This window comes from Paenibacillus lupini, from assembly GCF_011761355.1.
Taxonomy (GTDB): domain Bacteria; phylum Bacillota; class Bacilli; order Paenibacillales; family Paenibacillaceae; genus Pristimantibacillus; species Pristimantibacillus lupini.
The window spans coordinates 43,751-62,919 of the sequence record NZ_JAASRW010000009.1 but is presented as its reverse complement, the minus strand read 5'-3'; the positions used below and the strand labels follow the sequence as shown (position 1 = coordinate 62,919).

21 protein-coding genes are annotated in these 19,169 nt (G+C 49.7%); 5 read left to right on the top strand and 16 right to left on the bottom strand.

The window, feature by feature from the left end; translation table 11 throughout:
* Positions 1-56 precede the first annotated feature (56 nt).
* Positions 57-1,406: an aminotransferase-like domain-containing protein gene (locus tag FHS17_RS25390; RefSeq protein ID WP_167281685.1), complete on the top strand. Its 1,350-nt coding sequence runs from the start codon at positions 57-59 to the stop codon at positions 1,404-1,406.
* A gap of 141 nt (positions 1,407-1,547) precedes the next feature.
* On the opposite strand, the gene FHS17_RS25385 is transcribed toward FHS17_RS25390, so the two are convergent.
* The 4 genes from FHS17_RS25385 to FHS17_RS25370 all read right to left on the bottom strand — a co-directional run bounded on the left by FHS17_RS25385 (position 1,548) and on the right by FHS17_RS25370 (position 3,555).
* Positions 1,548-2,015 carry a phage tail protein gene (locus FHS17_RS25385; RefSeq protein WP_167281290.1) on the bottom strand — a complete coding sequence of 156 codons (468 nt, stop codon included), beginning with the start codon at positions 2,013-2,015 and terminating at the stop codon, positions 1,548-1,550.
* 24 nt (positions 2,016-2,039) lie between these two features.
* Positions 2,040-2,519 (bottom strand): GyrI-like domain-containing protein, encoded by a 480-nt coding sequence (locus tag FHS17_RS25380; RefSeq protein ID WP_167281683.1) that lies wholly within the window; start codon positions 2,517-2,519, stop codon positions 2,040-2,042.
* Positions 2,520-2,629: 110 nt separating this feature from the next.
* Positions 2,630-3,052, bottom strand: a complete 423-nt coding sequence (locus tag FHS17_RS25375) for a DoxX family protein (protein ID WP_167281288.1) — start codon at positions 3,050-3,052, stop codon at positions 2,630-2,632.
* A 23-nt stretch (positions 3,053-3,075) separates the two neighbouring features.
* A complete protein-coding gene (locus tag FHS17_RS25370) occupies positions 3,076-3,555 on the bottom strand; it encodes a GyrI-like domain-containing protein (protein ID WP_167281680.1) in 480 nt (159 codons plus the stop codon).
* Between the two features lie 105 nt (positions 3,556-3,660).
* Between FHS17_RS25370 and FHS17_RS25365 the strand changes: the two genes are divergently transcribed.
* Positions 3,661-4,626, top strand: a complete 966-nt coding sequence (locus tag FHS17_RS25365) for a helix-turn-helix transcriptional regulator (RefSeq protein ID WP_167281285.1) — start codon at positions 3,661-3,663, stop codon at positions 4,624-4,626.
* Positions 4,627-4,719: 93 nt separating this feature from the next.
* Positions 4,720-6,000 carry an MFS transporter gene (locus FHS17_RS25360; protein WP_167281282.1) on the top strand — a complete coding sequence of 427 codons (1,281 nt, stop codon included), beginning with the start codon at positions 4,720-4,722 and terminating at the stop codon, positions 5,998-6,000.
* A 7-nt stretch (positions 6,001-6,007) separates the two neighbouring features.
* Here FHS17_RS25360 and FHS17_RS25355 read toward each other — a convergent pair whose 3' ends face one another.
* The 3 genes from FHS17_RS25355 to FHS17_RS25345 all read right to left on the bottom strand — a co-directional run bounded on the left by FHS17_RS25355 (position 6,008) and on the right by FHS17_RS25345 (position 7,186).
* On the bottom strand, positions 6,008-6,325 hold the full coding sequence (locus FHS17_RS25355; RefSeq protein ID WP_279590392.1) for a LysR family transcriptional regulator substrate-binding protein: 318 nt from the start codon (positions 6,323-6,325) through the stop codon (positions 6,008-6,010).
* A 55-nt stretch (positions 6,326-6,380) separates the two neighbouring features.
* Positions 6,381-6,860: a 23S rRNA (pseudouridine(1915)-N(3))-methyltransferase RlmH gene (gene rlmH / locus FHS17_RS25350; RefSeq protein WP_167281277.1), complete on the bottom strand. Its 480-nt coding sequence runs from the start codon at positions 6,858-6,860 to the stop codon at positions 6,381-6,383.
* 155 nt (positions 6,861-7,015) lie between these two features.
* Positions 7,016-7,186: a CxxH/CxxC protein gene (locus FHS17_RS25345; protein ID WP_167281275.1), complete on the bottom strand. Its 171-nt coding sequence runs from the start codon at positions 7,184-7,186 to the stop codon at positions 7,016-7,018.
* A 166-nt stretch (positions 7,187-7,352) separates the two neighbouring features.
* Here FHS17_RS25345 and FHS17_RS25340 point away from each other — a divergent pair, with 166 nt between their 5' ends.
* Positions 7,353-7,682 carry a YnfA family protein gene (locus tag FHS17_RS25340; protein ID WP_167281272.1) on the top strand — a complete coding sequence of 110 codons (330 nt, stop codon included), beginning with the start codon at positions 7,353-7,355 and terminating at the stop codon, positions 7,680-7,682.
* A 294-nt stretch (positions 7,683-7,976) separates the two neighbouring features.
* Here FHS17_RS25340 and FHS17_RS25335 read toward each other — a convergent pair whose 3' ends face one another.
* Together FHS17_RS25335 and FHS17_RS25330 are read right to left on the bottom strand one after the other, a co-directional pair.
* The gene (locus FHS17_RS25335; RefSeq protein ID WP_208420567.1) at positions 7,977-8,885 is read right to left on the bottom strand and encodes a DUF4097 family beta strand repeat-containing protein; all 909 of its coding nucleotides are present in this window, start codon (positions 8,883-8,885) and stop codon (positions 7,977-7,979) included.
* A 169-nt stretch (positions 8,886-9,054) separates the two neighbouring features.
* Entirely contained in the window at positions 9,055-10,422 is a 1,368-nt protein-coding gene (locus FHS17_RS25330) for a S1C family serine protease (RefSeq protein ID WP_167281269.1), read from the bottom strand.
* Positions 10,423-10,570: 148 nt separating this feature from the next.
* Between FHS17_RS25330 and FHS17_RS25325 the strand changes: the two genes are divergently transcribed.
* Complete coding sequence (locus tag FHS17_RS25325; protein ID WP_167281266.1) at positions 10,571-10,792, top strand: hypothetical protein; 222 nt, start codon at positions 10,571-10,573, stop codon at positions 10,790-10,792.
* Here the strand turns inward: FHS17_RS25325 and FHS17_RS25320 are convergent.
* From FHS17_RS25320 to FHS17_RS25290, 7 genes are all read right to left on the bottom strand, one after another.
* The gene (locus FHS17_RS25320) at positions 10,761-11,567 is read right to left on the bottom strand and encodes an MBL fold metallo-hydrolase (RefSeq protein WP_167281676.1); all 807 of its coding nucleotides are present in this window, start codon (positions 11,565-11,567) and stop codon (positions 10,761-10,763) included. The two genes, FHS17_RS25325 and FHS17_RS25320, sit on opposite strands and share 32 nt — an antisense overlap.
* Before the next feature lie 67 nt (positions 11,568-11,634).
* Positions 11,635-12,390: a two-component system regulatory protein YycI gene (yycI, locus tag FHS17_RS25315; protein WP_167281264.1), complete on the bottom strand. Its 756-nt coding sequence runs from the start codon at positions 12,388-12,390 to the stop codon at positions 11,635-11,637.
* A gap of 28 nt (positions 12,391-12,418) precedes the next feature.
* Positions 12,419-13,915, bottom strand: coding sequence for a two-component system activity regulator YycH (gene yycH / locus FHS17_RS25310; protein WP_167281261.1), 1,497 nt, complete (start codon positions 13,913-13,915; stop codon positions 12,419-12,421).
* A complete protein-coding gene (walK, locus tag FHS17_RS25305) occupies positions 13,912-15,762 on the bottom strand; it encodes a cell wall metabolism sensor histidine kinase WalK (RefSeq protein ID WP_167281259.1) in 1,851 nt (616 codons plus the stop codon). The genes yycH and walK overlap by 4 nt, the downstream gene beginning before the upstream one ends.
* Positions 15,759-16,520, bottom strand: coding sequence for a response regulator YycF (gene yycF / locus FHS17_RS25300; RefSeq protein ID WP_167281256.1), 762 nt, complete (start codon positions 16,518-16,520; stop codon positions 15,759-15,761). Before yycF ends, walK begins: the two co-directional genes overlap by 4 nt.
* Before the next feature lie 179 nt (positions 16,521-16,699).
* A complete protein-coding gene (locus FHS17_RS25295) occupies positions 16,700-18,262 on the bottom strand; it encodes a M23 family metallopeptidase (RefSeq protein ID WP_167281253.1) in 1,563 nt (520 codons plus the stop codon).
* Between the two features lie 138 nt (positions 18,263-18,400).
* Positions 18,401-19,105 carry a hypothetical protein gene (locus FHS17_RS25290; protein WP_167281251.1) on the bottom strand — a complete coding sequence of 235 codons (705 nt, stop codon included), beginning with the start codon at positions 19,103-19,105 and terminating at the stop codon, positions 18,401-18,403.
* Positions 19,106-19,169: the final 64 nt, after the last annotated feature.

The following is a 19,169-nucleotide window of genomic DNA, read 5'->3' as shown; positions in this document are numbered from 1 at the left end:
TGTCGATACAGTTGGCGGTCTCGCCTATAATGAGAGTAAGAGAGCGAGGCGAATCCATGATCCGATACGCAGATATTCGGGACCACATTGAGCAGAAAATCAATGAAGGGCAGTTTGTTGCGGGGCAAAAACTCCCCTCCGTCCGCGACGCCGCGAAACTGTACGATTGCAGCGTCAGCACGATTAAGAGGGCCTACGCAGAGCTTGAGAAACGCCACGCCATTTATGTCATTGCCCAGAGCGGCTATTACGTTGTCGAGAAACGGAAGACCCTCTCGGGCGATACGACGGTCAAGAAGCTCGATTTCTCGTCCGCATCGCCCGATCCCAGTGTATTTCCGTATTTGGATTTTCAACACTGCATGAACAAAGCGCTCGATACGTACAAGCACGAATTGTTTGTCTGCGGCGATTCGCGTGGGCTCGAAGAGCTCCGACATACACTTGTTGCCCATCTGGCCGGAGATCAAGTATTTACCTCGGCAGAAAGAATCATCGTGACTTCGGGTATTCAACAGGCGCTCGAGATCTTGACGAAGATGCCTTTTCCTAACGGAAAATCGAACATTCTAATCGAACAGCCGACCTATGATAATTTTATAGATGTACTTGAGGCGGAGGGCCATGCGGTATGCGGCATCGCCCGTACGGCGGCCGGCATCGATCTGCGGGAACTGGAAGAGCTATTCAAGCTTGGCAACATCAAGTTCTTCTATACGATGACGAGGCATCACAACCCGCTAGGCACTTCGCATAACGTGGCGGCGCGCAAAGTAATCGCAAAGCTGGCCAGCAAATACGATGTGTATATCGTGGAAGACGATTATATGCCCGATCTTGGCGAAGAACCAGGATGCGATCCGATTTACGCCTATAATGACACGTCGCACGTCGTCTATTTAAAGAGTTTCTCGAAAATCATTTTCCCAGGCCTCCGACTCGGTGCGGCCGTTCTCCCGGAAAAGCTACTGGAGTCATTTCGCCATTACAAACGGTTCGCCGACACTTCGCTGCTCTCTCAAGCTACGCTCGAGGTTTATTTAAAGAACGGCATGTACGACCGACATAAGCGTAAAATCATCACGCAATACGAAACACGGATTCGTGCGCTTCGCGAGGCGGTCATCCGTTATGACGATGCAGGCCTGCTCGGCGTAGCGGATGTTCAGTTCGGCGTGTATGCCCAGATTAAGCTGCCGCAGACCGTCCATTTGGAACGCCTCGTCGAGCGACTTGCGGCAAATGATATCATCGTCGTCCCGGGGAAGAGGTTTTATTTATCCGATTACTTGGAGCGGGAAAAGTTTCTGCGCATGAGCGTCGCGCTCGTGCTGCCGGAACAAATTGATCAAGCGGTTCGGAAGATTGTCGAAGAGGTTCGACGGGAAGTTAAGTCGCTCGTTTAAAAGGAATACATCCTGAACGAACAACTGTCCGTAACCGATCATTTTGCCCTTACTTATGGTACGGTTCGCCGTAACGGTTCTATCGGCGAATTTTATCGCAAAATAAAAGACACCCTAACGGGTGCCTTAGCGTTGATTGCTTCAATGTTCTCCTTTAATGACGAAGAACGAACCTCGAATTGTCCCAGCCAGTTTGGACTTCTGTCTTGCAAATTTGAACTTCTTCTCTTCCAACTCCTTAGGTACTTCCATCTCCTCAGAAAGCTTAAATCCAACGGCCCGCTTCTTAGGATCATCCACCGTATACATGACGTTGACCGCTAGACCATCCTCATAAAAAACGTAGGCAAATTGGATATTTTCCACTTGGAAACGCGCCGTTTCTAGCGGTTGGGCCGCAAACTCAATACCACGTTCTTCTTTTAAAACTCGTTTCACATAATCAAGCGTCTCTTGGCTTTCGCTGGCTGGTACGACCGTAAATTCATGCTTGTATTTGTTCATAAAGTAACGGGCTTCATTAGCACGTAAACCAGCAAGCGCTTCTGCTACTGGTGAAGACTCTAAACCAACCCTAGCCACATTTTTAAAATCAACGATATAGGACATCCTCATTCCTCCTGCTGATCTCGTTTACTTATTTACAACCGGAACCCACATTTCACCATATACAAAGCCGTCTCGCTGTCCCATCTCAACCGTTGCATTAGGCCCGCCAACATAGGCGTAATTATCGGCTGCTGGCAAAGCTTGACCAAAGGCAATGCCGGTAAGCATACTGCTTAACTCATCAGCCGACTTCCCTTCACCTTTAACGACGAGGTATTGTCCCTTAGGGAATTGGATCACTCTGTGTTCTTCCGGTATCGATGAATCTGTCATGACGCCAGCATAATACATCATCTTGTGATTTATCGCTTCGTTAACAGCAAAAATATAGTCGTTCGCTGCGATAGCCTTTAACGTGTCAAGCCTTCCATCCTGCTCCACTGCCCGCCAAAAGTTTTCCTTCTCCTTGTTCATGCCGGCATAATCCGTGTAATCGCTCTTCAGTTCTGTTCCAATACCAAGAACGATAAAGCTGTCTTTTTCCTCAAAGGCATACGTTGTCATCATCCTAGCTCCTTTTTTTGAATGGATCAATTGATTTGTTTATTTACTTGATAGGCTAATTATAACTATAAATCATGTCAACATGTGGTGCAGTTTCATTTCACTCTCCATTAGAGTCTGCGGCTTTTCGGACGAAGCGCCCAGGAGGCGATGCCAAGCGCGGCATAGAAAAGCGGAAGAATAATATGGAATCCGCCATCGCCGTAATCATGAGCGAACGCATGAGATAAAGCCGCACCCGTCATTAGAAAAAAGATACCGCTGTAAGCCCATTCCTTAAGCCGGGGAAAACCTGGTATGACGATCGCAATGATTCCAAGCAATTTCCAAGTCCCGAGAATGTTCGTGATATATAACGGGAAACCAATATCGGTCACCAAATCGACATTGCCTCCATATCGCATCAATTGCCCGATCCCGCTTAATGCAATAGAGAATGCGAGAAAGATTGTGACGGTCCAATAAGCGGCCGTCCTTGCAATAGGACGGGATTCAACCTTCGCGATTTTTTCATTACCGATAATCGTACTCATACCCATTCCTCCTTTGATCTCGTTTACTTCTTCACAACTGGAATCCACATTTCACCATATATAAGGCCGTCTCGCTGCCCCATCTCAACCGTTGCATTGGGCCCGCCGACATAAGCGAAGTTATTCGCTTCCGGCAAGACCTGACCGAAGGCAATGCCGGTAAGCATGCTGCTCAACTCATCAGCCGTCTTCCCTTCGCCTTGAATGACGAGGTATTGTCCCTTAGGGAATTGGATCACTCTGTGTTCTTCCGACACCGATGCTTCTGTCATGACACCGGCATAATACATCCTCTTGCGGTTTACCAATTCGTTTACAGCAAAGATGTAGTTATTCGCAGCGACAGCCTTTAAAGCGTCAAGCCTTCCATCCTGCTCCACTGTCCGCCACAGGTTTTCCTTCTCCTTGTTCATGCCGGCATAGTCCGTGTAATCGCTCTTCAGTTCCGTTCCAATGCCTAGTACGCTAAAGCCGCCTTTTTCCTCAAGGGTATATGCTGCCATCATTCCCAGCTCCTTTTTGATTTGATCAAGTCATTTGTTTTTCCTCTTGATAGGTTTATAATAACGATAAATCATGTCAAAATATGATACTGTTTAGAGGGCCCAATGAAAAAAGTAGAACGGATTAACATCATCATGCGGTACATCAACAACCGCGCCCATTTTACCATCTCGGAAATCATGCATGAGTTTAACATCTCACGTTCAACGGCGATTCGAGATATCAGGGAAATTGAAGCAATGGGAATGCCTCTAGTCGCCGAAGTCGGAAGGGACGGGGGTTATTTCGTGATGAACAACTCCGTCCTGCCCACTGTCCGCTTTACCGATAATGAGATTAAAGCGCTATTTATCGCCTTCATGGCCACACGAAATCTACAACTTCCTTATCTCAAGAGTCGCCACTCTTTAGCCGAGAAACTGCTCGGCCTCATTTCTCAAAACCAGCAAGATGATCTTGTTCTGTTAAATCAAATCTTGCTCTTCGAAGGTACCAACCCCCACAATCCTGACCTGCTTGATCTATCTGATCTGCCCCATCCTATGTTAGAACAACTCATCCAAACCCTTCTTGTAGACTGCTACTTAGTGGTTTCCGTCGAAGAGGGAAGGGAAATAAAGTCCTATCCCATCTATCTCATGCGCCTATATCGTGAGAAAAGCTCTTGGCAAATTGAAGGCTTCGACCTAGCGGAGGAAAAGAGGCGGATTATTCCAGTCGACAATCTCACCGATGTCAAACCATCCCCCGAGAAAAAAAGAATAAGCAAGAAGAAGATAGTAGAACAGCTAAGCAAGCAGGAAGAGGCCATCAACCTGGTCCTCGAACTTGGTCCCAAGGCGATTGCCCAGTTTAAAAAGTACCATCCATTAAAAATTACAATTTCATACACGAATCCTTATCAGACCACGGCTATTTTAAAGACTTTCATCAATGTGCATCATGCGGAGGAATTGACTGAAATAACAAACTGGCTGCTTTTCTTAGGTGGAGATATCAGGGTCAGGGAAATACCGAAAGAAGTTATAGAAGGATTACAGGAGAGAGTAGATGTGCTAGGGGACAAATAATGGACCATAACTACCGCCTGTAAAGCTCTTCCTGCGTCCCCAGGGAAGATTACAACCCGAAATAGCCCGATTCTAACGGAGGTCAGACCTACAATGAAATCATCGACCATAACCCGGCCTTTCTATTTCCTATGGACCACCCAAACCGCAGCGAACGCTGCAGACGTACTTTACATTATGGCGCTAACGGTGCTGGTGCTGAACCAAACCGAATCGCTGGTATCGGCAGCTTTCACGCCGCTGATGCGCAGCGGCGCCCAAATCCTGAGCGGCCTTATCGCACCTCTGATGGTCAACCGCTTCAAGCTGCCCGCCCTGCTGTTCCTGTCACAGACGGGCCAATTTCTGTTGTTCGTATGCTTGGCCGTATACCTGCAGCTTAACGAGAACGATTCTTCGCTTGTTCTTGTTTTTGCGCTTATATTTATCATGTCCTTCCTTGACGGATGGACAGTTCCAACTCGTAACGCCCTTGTTCCAAGGCTCGTCGCTCATGAGCAGGGCCTGCTCAAGGCAAACAGCCTCATCAGCGTAAGCGACCAGGTGGTGCAGTTTGCGGGTTGGGGGATGAGCGGCGTTATTGTCGCATGGCTGGGCGCCGGTAACGCGCTGTTGCTGACGGCGGTTATCTATGGAATAGCGGCAGCTCTAACGTTAGGCATCAAGGAGCCGGCCGAAGTCGCGTCCGTACATCGGCAGACCGAAGCTTTACCCGAAAAGAACACAACCGCGCCATTGTCGTCCAAATGGCACACCTTGACCGAAGGCTGGATCATGATCTGGCGGATACCGCGTCTGCGGCTGCTTACCCTTATGGAATTAATCGACATGCTGGGCGGGTCCGTCTGGGTCGGCGCCTTTACGCTCGCGTTCGTGCAAACGGCGCTTGGGCAGAGCGAAAAGTGGTGGGGCTTCATTAATGCGGCGTATTTCGCTGGGACGGTTAGCGGGGGTTTGCTGGTACTTGCGCTGGCGCGGTCCATCGGGAGCCGCTATCTGGCAGCCATGCTGATCGGCATGGCCGGATACAGTATCCTGACCGTGTTCTACTCGTTAAATACCCAGCCCGTTATTGCGCTCATTCTTGCGCTGCTGATGGGTCCGTTCGCCGAGCTGTCGATCGTCAACCGGCGCACTTTGATTCAGCGCAGCGTAGCCCAAGAGCGGTTGCCCAACGTGCTGTCCGCTCAGGCCTCACTGCTACATCTGACATTCTGCATCTCGCTGCTCCTCATGGCCCTTCTTGCCGAATTGTTCGGCATCGTGAACCTGTATCTGTTCGCGTCAGGTCTCACCCTGCTGGCGCTGGGAGTAGGCCTCATTGGCTACCGGTCCTTCCCTAACGAAACCGCACCCGGCGCAGCAAGCGACTGAATTACTCTCAAATCTTCTCCATAAACGTCCGAAGCGGTTGAGAGATCCACTTCTGGGGCCGAAGGCCGAGCAATAAACTCAATTGGATCGCAGGATGGCGAATAGGCAGTACGGTAAGCTGCTCGCCGCGAAGGATCTCTTCCTTCGCCGCCATTCGCGGCAGAAGCACAACGCCTGAGCCGGCCGACAAGCTTCGCTTGATCGCTTCCGGATTGCCGAGCTCCAGTGCAATCCTGTACGGGATGCCTTCATCCCGAAGTATGCGCTCTAACATCGAGCGATAATTACAACTTGTCTCCGCCATGATCCATTCGTTGCCGCTCAACGTTCGGTTCTATTATTTTGATTCAATGAATGATAAGACGGTTAAAAATTTCGCCTCATTTATGATAAGGTTCACCGCGGTTAATCTTCACCGCGCGATAAACTTGCTCGAGCAGCACCAGCCGCATCAGCTGATGCGGCAGTGTCATGCGCCCGAAGCTGAGCTTCTGCTGGGCGCGCTGCAGCACCGCGGGAGCGAGTCCTGTGCTCCCGCCAATAACAAAAGCCACGTGGCTCTTGCCATACGTGGCCAGCTTATCGAGCTGGTCCGCGAGATCCTCGCTGGACCAGAGCTCGCCGCCAATCGCGAGCGCCACGACGTGGGCGTCAGGCTTCAGCTGCGCTAGAAGCCGTTCCCCCTCCCGCTCGCGCACTTGCGCTTCCTCCGCCGGGCTCATCGTCTCCGGCGCCTTCTCATCAGGCACTTCCGTGAGCGTAAGCTTCACGTACGGCCCAAGCCGCTTGGCATATTCTGCTATGCCCTGCACCAAATATTTTTCCTTCAGCTTACCAACTGCCGCTATCTGTATATGCATGATTGTTCATCCCTTATGTAAGTTCAATTTCCCTTCAGCATAACAAAACTCACCCAAATGTGGAAAGGTCTTAGCCGATCAAATGAAAATAGGCTGGCAACTCTCACCGGATATTCCGGTAGAGAGATGTCAGCCTTCTTAGCGTTCACACGCGGCTATACCACTAGGAACTCAGCGGCTGCGTCTCCGCACAGATCACAGCTGCGCGGCGGATCCCAGTCCGCAAATTCCGTTTCCTTCAAGTCTACAATATCCGGTGCATCCTCATACTCGTCCACAAATTTATCAATCGCCAGTTCCACATGCTGTTTGCATACACAATACATTCGTAGTTCGCTTCCTCTTCAATGTTGTTTATTATAACTAGCATAGCAAACTAGCCAGCCGATGTGAAGTATCTTGTCCGATTCTCCCTTTCATTTCCTTCTGTGATCCATCCCGCTATAATAAATAACAAATCATTAATACCTTATTGAAAAAGGAGTATTTCCCTTGCTTATTGCACTTGTTCTCTTCCTGCTTGCCGGCCTTGCTGAGATCGGCGGTGGTTACCTTGTATGGCTATGGCTGCGCGAAGCGAAGCCACTCTGGTATGGCATTGTCGGCGGCATCATTCTGCTTGCCTACGGCATTATCCCAACCCTGCAAAGCTTTCCCTCCTTTGGCCGAGTTTACGCAGCTTATGGTGGTGTTTTTATCATCTTGGCCGTCCTATGGGGTTGGCTCATCGACAAAAAAGCGCCCGATCTCTATGACTGGATCGGTGCCGCCGTTTGTATCATTGGTGTCGCGATTATGCTCTACGCTCCGCGGAGCGGCTAGCTATCCCGCTACCAATAGGACCCTGGGAGGGTCTTATCCGCTCTTTTCCCATGCCTGCGATGCCCAATAAGACCCCCAGAGGGCCTTATTTTATTATTTTCTCTCAGTTTCAATCCATTTCAATCCCAAGTCGCAGCAATAAAGCCCTACCAGGGTCCTATCTCATCACAAAGCGTTCAACAAGCACGTAATAAGACCCCAAGAGGGTCTTATTACTCCACCGTTACCGCCTTACCTGTCTACTAGGAAAAAAAAGCCGCACCAGCAGTTATCCTGCTCGTGCGGCTTCACTCCTTACGGCCGGGTCACCCGAATACTTCCGCTATCCGTACGGACTTTGATTACTTCACTCGAAGTACCTTTTGGATCTGGAGCATGCTCGGAGCCCGAATCGGACTTCAAGTCGTACGAGCCGCCAAACGCAGCCGGCACCTCGATTTTCACACTACCCGAATCACTCTTCACATCGGCGCCAGACGTATCGTCCTTCACAATCCGGATGGAACCGGAATCGGACTTCACTTCAGCAGCGCCACTCAGACGATCTATCGTAATGCTGCCGGAGTCAGAAGAAGCCTTCAGCTTCGCACGAACCGTTCCCGCATGGATGCTTCCGGAATCCGAAGTCATGGAGAGGTCGCTGCCTTCGAAGTTGTCGATCTTAATACTGCCCGAATCTGATTTCGCAGACAGCGTATTGCCTAGGAAGCCGCTTAGCCTGATACTGCCCGAGTCAGATTCTATCACGCTGTCCAATGCAGCTGCATCGTTCACTTTAATCGAGCCAGAATCGCTGATCAGCTTGAATGATTCAAGCGATTTCTTCGTTTCCTCCGTCAGCGATACGGTTACAACCTGCTTATCGTTAAGGGAAGAGAAGTCGAAAAATCCAATATGCCACTTCTCCTTCAAGCGTAGATTCAGCGTTCCATCCTCCGCACTAGCACTCTTGATCTGGTCGATAATCTCCTGCTTCGCTCTTCCTTCAAAATGGATCGAATTACTGCCGTCCGTGCTCGGAACAAAGTTAATCTCAAAGCCTAGGCTGTCAGCCGAAATATTGAATTCCTTAAGTTCATCCATCTTCAGCGTATGCTCGTAATCCTTGCTTTTTGAGCCTCCGAATTGATACTGAAATAATGCCATAATTCCGATCGCCACAAGAATCACTCCAATCGTATTTCTTACCCATCCTCTATTCATAAGTGCTCTCTCCCTCTCTATACCTCTTCGCTCCGTTTATCTTACCTTCAGTTTAAGGCAGCAAAGGATTACCATAAACCTTCCAGAGGATGGTTCGAGGGTTAGACTTTAGTCGGGGACAAAAAAAAAGCTGCGCCAACAGTTTCCTGTCAGCGCAGCCCTTCAACTTCTATTCATCCTTCGTCTTTTCCTCAAGCTTGAACGATGCTGTCTTCAGCTTTCCGTCATGGTAGAAGGTAACTTTTATGTCGTCACCAATCTTCTTCTGATCGTACAGATACTTGCGAAGCTCCATTGTACTGCCGATACTCTGTTCGTCCAGCTTCACAATGACATCGTTAAGCGCCAGCCCCGCTTCCTTCGCAGGCCCAACCGCCTCAAGCACGATTACTCCATCTAGCACCTCATCAGGCAGCTTCAAATCCGGTAGATCCTGTACCTCAGCCGAATCCTCATTAGCTGAACCTTCACCTTTACCTGCCTTCGTGTCACCGCCCGCTGGCTGATCTGTCATCTGCTGCTGGGCGAAATACTGCTCCAAATCTACCGTGTAGACACCAAGATAAGGACGGGATACATATCCCTTCTCCATCAGGCTGTCTACAATCGGCATCGCATTGTCGATTGGGATGGCGAAACCTAAGCCCTCTACGCCAACCTCAGCAATCTTCATACTGTTAATACCTACGACCTTGCCATCCATATTAATAAGTGGTCCACCACTGTTGCCTTCGTTAATTGACACATTCACCTGGATTACTTCCTGCTGCCAGTCGTACACGCCGTCCTCGTTCAAGGACACCGGCACGATCCGATGCGTCTTGCTTACGATGCCCATCGCCAGTGAGTCGCCAAGTCCAAGGGGATTACCAATCGCAAGTACGAATTCAGCCGGCTGCAGCTTCGACGATTTGCCGATCTCGGCTACCGTCTTAATGTCCTTGCCATCCATCTCGAGCACCGCAAGATCTGTAATCTGGTCGCTGCCGACAATTTTCGCTTCCCGCTTCTCACCATTCACCAGCAGCACCTTCACAGACTCTGCATTCGCGATAACATGATGATTTGTAATGATGTACGCTTTGCCATTCTCGAGCTTGAAGATGACACCTGAACCAACGCCTACTTCCTGCTTCGATCCCTGCACCTGACTGTCATTGCCACTGCCTGTCCCATCCTCGGTGCTGCCTGTATCCGGCATTAGCCCATACGGAACAGTCTGCTCATTAATGACACTGACAACGGCTGGACGGACCTTGGCCGAAGCTTGAATCGTCCTTTGTTCAAGCGATGTACTGCCAGAAGCCGATACGCTTGCCGGATGCGAACCTGGTCCAAAGCCGCCTCCTCCAAAGACAAGCACGAACAGAAGCACGGCTGCCACAGCACTAGTGAAGGAAGCCACGAACGCAACACGGACATTGGACCAGCTCCGCATACCTTTTTTATTAGAGAAGGCAAACTCATCCCTCGAAGAAGTGGTACGAACGCGCCTTGATACTTTTGTCGAATAGAAATCGTCATCAAACAATCCCATCGTTACCGCTCTCCTTTCGATGCTTGCCTTTGAAATGCAACAAGACTATTTTTCATATTTTAAGAATGTTTTCGTAAGAGTTGACTACAATAATAATAGATTCTCTTTGCACTCCTCCATCATAACGAATAAGGAGCGAACCGTATCTATGAAAACAAAACCATTCTCCCCCTGGGAGCAAGTCCAATTAGCAGCCAAGCTGGCTGATTTGAAGGAAGATCACTATCGTACCGTCCTCACCCTCAGTGCTATGCTTGAGCTTCTAGTGGACAAGGGTCTGCTCACCCGAGAAGAGCTGAACGCCAAAGCCGACGAGCTGGATAATCAGCTGGACTCGTTTATTTCCGCCTCACTTCATCCCATGCAGTAGGTCTGTCATGGTAAGTCGCACGCAGCGGGTTCTCATCATTTTTGAAAAAGATTCCGTTGTCTTCTAACACATTCCTCACCGTCAGCATCGCAAGATCCATCAAGTTGTGATCCAGACTTAGATGGGCCAGATACACCCTCTTCGTCCGATCCGTCAGAAGCTCACATAACGCTTCACCAGCGGCAACATTCGACAAATGTCCGATATCACTTAAGATCCGGCGCTTAATGTTCCACGGGTAACGTCCCATGCGGAGCATCTCCGTATCATGGTTCGACTCCAGGACAAGCACATCGGAATCGATAATTTCCCGTCTTACTTTATCACTCATATAACCAAGGTCGGTTGCGAGACTCAGCTTCTCTCCATTATCCACGAACGTATAACCAACCGGCTCCGCCGCGTCATGAGAGATCGGAAAAGAGCGCACTTCCATCGTGCCAAAGCTCAGCATCTCACCGGTCTCCATAATAACCCGCTTCTCCGGAGCAATCGTACCCACATGACGTTCCATACCGCCCCATGTTCCAACATTAGCGAAGATCGGCAGCTCGTACTTTCGTGCGAAGGCGCCAAGCCCTTTAATATGATCGGAGTGCTCATGTGTAACGAACAACGCATCCAGCTGATGACCAGCTACACCTTGCTCTCGCATAAGCTCATCTAGTCTTTTCATGCTTAGGCCGGCATCCACCAGCACCATTTTATCCCCGTTGCTTACAATCGTCGCATTGCCTGTAGATCCACTTCCCAGCACCGTAAACGTAAGTCCCATCATTCTTCCCTTCCCCTGCTCCCATGAACACAAACCTCTATTTCACCCTGCACATCCGCGCCCTATACTAACGAATGCGGTCCTGCTGTACGTCTTCCTTCACCTGTGCGACTTCCCCGTTAATCGCATGGATATAATACTCGTTCCCGTCTTCCAGCAGCACCCGGTAATAAGGCGCTGATACCTGCGTTTCTGTATCAAACACTTGACCATGGTAACCAAGCTGAATGTCGGTAATCACTGCACCGTCCGGCAGGTTCCGCTCAATGAACGGCGCCATCGCCTTCGAGGCCGGCAGTACCATCTGTACCTTGGCTTCGCCTGGTCCCGTCAGATCGATCCGAACTTGACGGAAGCCGGTTATTTTCTGATTGCTGTAGTACAGCTCCAGCTTCACATCGAACATCGGGCGGTTATCCGCCATGCGATAGAGTACGAATACACCGTCTCTAGTCATCGCCGGGTCAAACTTATATTTATCGAGGTCAATAATCTGGCTGCCCAGCGTCTTGATCAAATCCTTCTCGGAGAAAATAATCCGGCTGTCTACCGGCGTATCCAGCTTCGTCTCCGGCAGCTCCTCGAAAGGGCCACTGCGCAGCATATACGTCAAATCCCGCAGCTTTGGTGTCTCGACCGGCAGATTTGCGGAAAGTTCGATTCCCTTCTGCTTCATAAAGGTGTATGTCTCGGTCGGCAGCTCTGCCGAATTCTTATTGGCATTGAGCTGCTCGCCGACGTTCGACCACACTTGATAGCCGAGCAATACGTTAAGCAGCAGAAACGATATAATAAGCACGCTTTTCGCCCTGCCCCAATCCACCTGATCTTTCGCCTCCGCTCCTGCAGACTTATTCCTTGCTACCCTTATCCGGTGCTATTGAATCCTGTAATTGATTCGAACCCTCAAACAAGCTGTTACTGTCGTTATCCTTGGATGCTGTCTCTTGATCTTTGGAATCTACCTCATCCGTACCTGTCTCTTTCCCCGTATCGGACGTATTCCCTAATCCAGTCAGGTTCTTTGCCTCCTGCGGGACAAAGCCAACTGGATATGCTTCGGTCAGTACCTCCTGCGTACCATCCTCGAGTTGAACCGCCCACACTGGGATAAACTTCAGTTCATTGTTCTCAAGCGGCACCGCCTTCAGTGCAGGGAACAGACGGACAACCTCCGAACGACGGTCATAGTGATCAAGCGTATTACGCAGCTGCGCTCCGCCTGGCAGCCATCTTGCTTCTCTTGATTTGGATTTCTCCGCTAGCGTAATCAAGGATCGGCTGTATTCCGTCACCACACCTTGCTGCAGCGTCAGCCTTATACTGCCATATTGGAAATCTTTCGTTTCAATAATCGGTAAGTTATCTACGTACTGTTGGAACTCTGCATATTTGCCAGTCTTGCTCTCCACGTTCATCCCCGGATTGATGAAACGGTGTATACCGTCCCAGCCGCCGTGATCGTTAATGAACTCAATCGAAGAAAACACGTTCTCACTGAGCAGATTCTCCTCACTTTGCGAGGCGGCCGGGTTCGTATAGATCATCCACATGCCCTTCTGCTCAATCTGCAGACCACGCTTACCGTCCGTAAAAATCTGCGAGCCGCTTCGGTCATACAGTGCCTTTGTAGTCGCCGGATCAAAGTACATCTGCTGCATCAGCTCGGAGGAGTAAATCTCATAAGGGAACACCATCTGCACGGATTGGATCGGCTGCTTCGGCAAATAAATGCCGTCTGTCGTCATCTGGTACTTCGGCTGATACTCACCAAAGCCGACATAGTCCTGAACGTCACGAACCGTGAGGTCGGCCTGTGTGGATTCGTATACCTTCTGCCCATCGCTACTAAAGAAGAAAGTTCTGACCTCTTCTGAATCGGTCGCCTTGAAGATCCAGATCCGGTCAATCATTTCACCTAGGAAGAGCAAATCTCCCTGTACTTTGAGCAGTTTCTTGAGCAATTCTACCGGAATGCCGTTTTGGAACCGCAACTCCACGCCAATATCGTTTTTCCGCACTTCATCCCAGTTGAGCATATTGGCCGGATTCCGTTGGAACCCTTTAAATTCACGGCCCTGAATACGATCCTTCAAAATCATATTGTAAAACGTTGTTCCCGGGTATAACACGGTATGTTCGTTGCCGCCAAAGTGGATGACGATCTCCTCTGGGAAAATAACATTTTCCACACTTGTCTTTTTGCCCAGCGGATCCAACTTAACATAATCCTGATCCGTCTTAACCGTTGCGCCAAGACCGGGCATGCTATAAGCGAGAATATACGATTGGATCAAGCTGAGAGTAACCAGCATAACGAGCAGGAGCGTCTTCGCTTTCTCCATCATGCGGTCTCACCTTCCTCTTGCAGCACAGGCAGCGTGAACGTCACAGTCGTGCCCTCGTTCAGCTCCGACTTAAGCGAAATCGTGCCACCATGCGCTTTAACGATTTCCCGGGCAATGGATAAGCCTAGGCCAGTGCCGCCCATATTACGTGAGCGAGCCTTGTCCACCCGGTAAAATCGATCAAAAATACGAGATAAATCTTTTTTCGGAATTCCAATACCTGTGTCCTTCACGCTGATCGCGATCGTACCGGCATCCTGCTTATGGGCGCTGAACTCAATCGCCCCGCCTTCAAGTGTATATTTGATCGCATTCGATATTAAATTATCAAGCACTTGGTCAATCTGGTCACGATCCAGCCATGCCGACTTCAAATCGCGGTCGACAACAATCATCGCCCGAATGTTCTTCTGTCGCAGCTGGAAGGAAAAGCGGTCCGTCACCTCGTCCAGCATCTCATGGATGTTGGTCTTCCGCCGCCGGAGCGGTGCTTGATTGGAGTCAAGCCGCGACAGATGCAGCAAGTCGGTAACAAGCCTGATCATCCGTTCGGTCTCATTGCGGATAACCCCAACGAATCGCTCCGACAATTCCCGCTCATCAAGCGCACCGTCGTTAAGTGCTTCTGCGTAACTCTTAATTGTGGTGAGCGGCGTGCGCAGTTCATGCGAGACATTCGCAACGAACTGGCGGCGTGACTGCTCCAGCTTTTCCTGCTCGGTAACGTCTTGAAGCACCGCAATCGTCCCTGTAATCCCTTTGTCTCGGCGGTGAATAGGCGTGAACGTCACGCGGAGGATGCCCTCCGCATCATCGTCGCCTGGTTCTTCATCATCCTCGCGTGATAAGATGACGGTCTGCTCCCGCCCCTGCTGCAGCTCCTGGTACTTCTGCTCCTGCATGCCAAGCAGGTCAGGCAGATTACAGCCTTCGCAGGTGCGAACATCCAGCATCTCGAGTGATCGCCGGTTCCAGACAATCACCTTGCCATTCTCATCAGCCGCAATCACACCGTCGCTCATATTCGACAGAATGGAGGCGAGCTTCTCGTTCTCCTCCTCATTTACCGAGAGCGCCTCTTTCAGCCGAATGGTCATATCATTAAAGGCTAGACTAAGCCTGCCAATCTCATCATCGCCAAGAACCGGCACCTGAAGATCAAACTTCCCATCCGCCACTGCGGCCGCCTGCCTCGTCAGCCCTTGAATTGGACTCGTAATGGTATGGGCCAGCAGAATGCCGAGAATACCCGTGAGGCCAAGCGCGATAAGTGTACCGGAGAAGAAAATCTGGTTAACCCGGTTCACTGTATCGTACAAGCTGTCCATAGATGCGACCATGTAGACCGCACCTACGACCTTATCGTTATCGTTATAAGTGACAGGAAGAGCGATAATCTTTTTACGAATACCGTTCTCATCAATTATCTCTTCTTCATTATCCGAAATGCCGGTTAACGCACGGCTTACCGCAAGTGACGTATTCTTCTTCCCGATATAGGATTCCGGCACCTGCAGTGAAGTCGCAACGACACGTCCGTTCCCATCCAGCACCTGCACCTCCGTGCCGCTGATGCTGAATAGATTACGGACGACAAGGCTCAGGTTTTCTGTGCTCTCCGTATTCGCTTCACTGTCGCTTGTTGGCTTAACCGATAAATTAGGCGCCGCAAGCTTAGAGAGAATATCCGCCTGCTCCCTCATATTGGTCGTAAAGTTATCCGTTAGCGATGCCTTCACCGTACTGATGAAGTAAACGCCAATCAGCTGCATCGCGACCAGAATAAGCAGGAGATAAATAATAACTAGCTTTACTTGAATGGTGCGAAAAAACCGCCGACCGCTCATGCGTAGCCGAGCCCTCCCGACTTCGGATTACGCATCATATAACCAAGGCCTCGGCGGGTCATAATATATTCGGGACGGCTTGGATCATCTTCGATCTTCTCCCGCAAGCGGCGAATGGTCACATCAACCGTACGCACATCACCGAAATATTCAAAGCCCCATACCGCTTGCAGCAAATGCTCGCGTGTCATTACTTTGCCGCTGTTGCGCGCCATATAATAGACAAGCTCATACTCGCGATGCGTGAGGTCAAGCGGTTCGTTGTCCTTGTAGACCACGTACATATCCGTATCAATAAACAGATTAAACAGTTTCAGGCCCTGCTTCTCATCAGCACCTTGACTGCCATCAGCAGAAGCATTGTCCGCAGAAGCAGCTGCTGCTTCTGTTGATTTCTGCTGCCGGCGCAGATGCGCTTTCACTCTAGCAAGCAGCTCGCGTGTGCTGAACGGCTTCGTTACATAATCATCAGCACCAAGCTCGAGGCCTAGCACCTTATCAATCTCTGTATCTTTGGCTGTCAGCATAATGATCGGCATTTGCAGACGCGTCCGTACTTCACGGCATACGTCCATGCCATCTTTTACAGGCAGCATTAAATCGAGCAAGATCAAATCTGGCTGCTCTTCGAAGGCAAGGCGTACCGCCTCACCACCGTCAAACGCACAGATTACCTGATGCCCTTCTTTTTCTAAGTTGAATTTCAATATATCTGCAATGGGCTGTTCGTCGTCGACCACTAATATTTTCCCGTGCATCGTTACACCCGCCTGTCACTCGTCCTATTTATACTCTTTTATTTTACCATAGTCGGTTTGCAAGTTCCCAATTAAAGTTCGTTCAGCGGGACTCCAATAATACTCATAATTGGAGAAGTCCAGTTATACAAAAAAAGAGGCTGTCCTCTAACGGACAGCCTCCTTGAAAAAAATATATATTATAAGTACTTTAACGGATTTTGCAAAACACCGTTTTTCGTAATTTCAAAATGTAAATGTACGCCAGTCGATTCACCAGTGCTGCCCATAATACCGAGCTGGTCACCTTTTTCGACAATCTGGCCTTTCTTCACGCTAATGGACTTCAGATGTCCATATAACGTTTTGTAACCATTCTTATGATTTACAATAATACAATTGCCGTAACCGGTTTTCTGACCAACGAATTCTACAACTCCATTATCTGGTGCCATAATCGTCTTGCCGCCCGTCATATCGATGCCTTTATGCATCCGGCCCCAACGCTGGCCAAACTTACTTGAAAGCGACCAACCGGATACCGGTGATGCAAAATGACCTGTGCCTTCGCCGAGAATAACCTTTGTTCCTCTCAGAACAACCTCTGCTACCGGCTTCACAACAACTTGACTGTCTACGAGCTCTTCTGTCATCACCTTACCGTTCTGCTTCACAACCCGGTATGTAAGAGTCTTCTTCCCGCTCTTGCCTTCAGTCAGCACCTTCGATTCTCCAAGCTTCATCGAATCGCTCTTGCGAATTTCTACCGGCGCATCATAGGAGATCGTCTCTGTTGAACGCTCTTCTGTCTTCACCGTCAGCTCCGGCTGAAGCACGGTCAGATCAAGAACATCGCCCTCTTTGATCATGTCCTGCTCAATCCAGCCGTTGTTATCATAAATAACCTGCTCGGAAATTTTGAACTTATCGGCAATACAGCCGACGCAGTCGCCTTTTTGAACGGTATATTTGGTTGGCTTGTAATCGCCTTTCACCAGCTTCAGGTACAATTCATTCGCATCCATAATCTTGCTAGGATCCGTTGCAACTTCTTCCGTCTTAACTTCCTCAACGAATTTCACACCCGTGATCTTGTTGCCGCTATCCGTCTTCTTCTCTGCCGTTGACTTGGAAGTGGAAGTTTTCGAATAGGACAAGGTGGATACTTCCGCTGACTTCTTGTTGGCCGCTAACTGTGGAGCATATTTGCTCTGCACTCTTGTCAGAATCGTATCGGCTGTTTCTTGGTCCTTCACGATACCAATAACCTTGCCGTCAATAACAAGCTCCACGCCTTCTGCATGCGACGTCAGCAAGCCCTTCAGAGCTGCTAAAGTCTCTTCTGTCTCCGGCTCCGCTTTAAAGCCGCTTTCACCGCTGTAAGTAATCTCACCTGCATCCAAAACTATGTTAAGCTTCGGATTGGCCTGCTTCACTTCTTCGGTCTGCTCCTTGATCAACTGATCGACTTCCGCCGGATCGTTGACCGAGCCAACCACTTTGCCATCTTTATATACGTTGTAATAATCGACTGTATTCGCTTGTACGTATCCGGTACCACCGATACCGGCTGCTGCGAGGATTACCAGCACCCCTGCTGTTAGCATGACAGGCTTTCTCTTCCACACCGGAGTATGGGACTTATCGCCTGGGGATGGAGGCTGCTTCTTGCCTTTCGAGTCTTGCAGATCGGTAGGCCGAAAGAACTGAACTGCTAGGTTCAAAGTCTTCCGAATTCGATCCTTGGGGCTGAAAACGGTCATGATAGTCTCCTTTTCGCACTTTTCCTGCATGAAATTGCGGGTTCCGACATGAAAAAAGACGAATGTCCTGTCGGATCACTCGCCTTACTTTAACATATGCTTAATAAACGCGGCAACCATTCTTGTCAAGAGTCAAAATTAATATTTTTTCAGAATTCCCATCATTTGTTCATATTGATCACGGTCGAGGTACTGCGCCATCAGCTGTTCGACCTGTGTAAGCTCCTCATCGGTCAGCCCATTTTCCATGTAACCAGATATCGTCTGCAAAGCCTGCTGCGGCAGCTCGCTCATTAATAATCCGAACAATTGGTCTTTATCCGCATCACTCATTTGGCCCTTTACGGCATTCATATCTTCAGTCGTAATGGCGGTTTCCGATCCATCAATGGAAGGTGCTTCATCATCATCTGTCTGTGCACTGCCTGTGTCACCTTCGGTTGTACCTTCTGTTGTCCCCGTACTCGTGCCCGAATCATCCGGCTGTCCGCTTGGGCTGCCTTCCGCCTTCGTACCACCGCCAATACCAATATCCGTTAGCGGCGGGTTAGAGGGCTGGTCGCCAAAGGCGTCCACCGCAACCTTATCATCATCCCCGGCTTCATCCGTCCCCGTCTTCTCGGTATCGTCATTCTGGACCGGCTCAGCGCCCCACAGCTTGCCCCATACACCGGACATGGCCATTGGCTGTACTTCCAGCGGCAAATTATACTGCTTCAGCAGCGTCTCTACATAACTACTAACGATATAACCGGTTGTCCATATGGAGAGAAAGCTGACGATGAGTCCCGCCGCTACGATTTTTGCGATCCATACGGCCGCTTTTAACCACATTGTGCTCATCCCTTTCCTTCTTCTATCTACCATTATGGTCAAAGAATAGGGATAGCATTCCTATGAAAAAAGG

What these genes read in the sequence shown, in the direction of transcription:
- FHS17_RS25380 (WP_167281683.1), bottom strand. Translation starts at nt 2,519, where the DNA reads ATGACAACGTATGCCTTTGAGGAAAAAGACAGCTTTATCGTTCTTGGT.
- FHS17_RS25345 (WP_167281275.1), bottom strand. Translation starts at nt 7,186, where the DNA reads ATGTATTGTGTATGCAAACAGCATGTGGAACTGGCGATTGATAAATTT.
- yycH (WP_167281261.1), bottom strand. Translation starts at nt 13,915, where the DNA reads ATGATGGAGAAAGCGAAGACGCTCCTGCTCGTTATGCTGGTTACTCTC.
- yycF (WP_167281256.1), bottom strand. Translation starts at nt 16,520, where the DNA reads ATGCACGGGAAAATATTAGTGGTCGACGACGAACAGCCCATTGCAGAT.
- FHS17_RS25325 (WP_167281266.1), top strand. Translation starts at nt 10,571, where the DNA reads ATGAAAACAAAACCATTCTCCCCCTGGGAGCAAGTCCAATTAGCAGCC.
- FHS17_RS25390 (WP_167281685.1), top strand. Translation starts at nt 57, where the DNA reads ATGATCCGATACGCAGATATTCGGGACCACATTGAGCAGAAAATCAAT.
- FHS17_RS25385 (WP_167281290.1), bottom strand. Translation starts at nt 2,015, where the DNA reads ATGTCCTATATCGTTGATTTTAAAAATGTGGCTAGGGTTGGTTTAGAG.
- FHS17_RS25290 (WP_167281251.1), bottom strand. Translation starts at nt 19,105, where the DNA reads ATGAGCACAATGTGGTTAAAAGCGGCCGTATGGATCGCAAAAATCGTA.
- FHS17_RS25365 (WP_167281285.1), top strand. Translation starts at nt 3,661, where the DNA reads ATGAAAAAAGTAGAACGGATTAACATCATCATGCGGTACATCAACAAC.
- FHS17_RS25335 (WP_208420567.1), bottom strand. Translation starts at nt 8,885, where the DNA reads ATGAATAGAGGATGGGTAAGAAATACGATTGGAGTGATTCTTGTGGCG.
- FHS17_RS25375 (WP_167281288.1), bottom strand. Translation starts at nt 3,052, where the DNA reads ATGAGTACGATTATCGGTAATGAAAAAATCGCGAAGGTTGAATCCCGT.
- walK (WP_167281259.1), bottom strand. Translation starts at nt 15,762, where the DNA reads ATGAGCGGTCGGCGGTTTTTTCGCACCATTCAAGTAAAGCTAGTTATT.
- FHS17_RS25330 (WP_167281269.1), bottom strand. Translation starts at nt 10,422, where the DNA reads ATGGGATTGTTTGATGACGATTTCTATTCGACAAAAGTATCAAGGCGC.
- FHS17_RS25370 (WP_167281680.1), bottom strand. Translation starts at nt 3,555, where the DNA reads ATGGCAGCATATACCCTTGAGGAAAAAGGCGGCTTTAGCGTACTAGGC.
- FHS17_RS25360 (WP_167281282.1), top strand. Translation starts at nt 4,720, where the DNA reads ATGAAATCATCGACCATAACCCGGCCTTTCTATTTCCTATGGACCACC.
- rlmH (WP_167281277.1), bottom strand. Translation starts at nt 6,860, where the DNA reads ATGCATATACAGATAGCGGCAGTTGGTAAGCTGAAGGAAAAATATTTG.
- FHS17_RS25320 (WP_167281676.1), bottom strand. Translation starts at nt 11,567, where the DNA reads ATGGGACTTACGTTTACGGTGCTGGGAAGTGGATCTACAGGCAATGCG.
- FHS17_RS25295 (WP_167281253.1), bottom strand. Translation starts at nt 18,262, where the DNA reads ATGACCGTTTTCAGCCCCAAGGATCGAATTCGGAAGACTTTGAACCTA.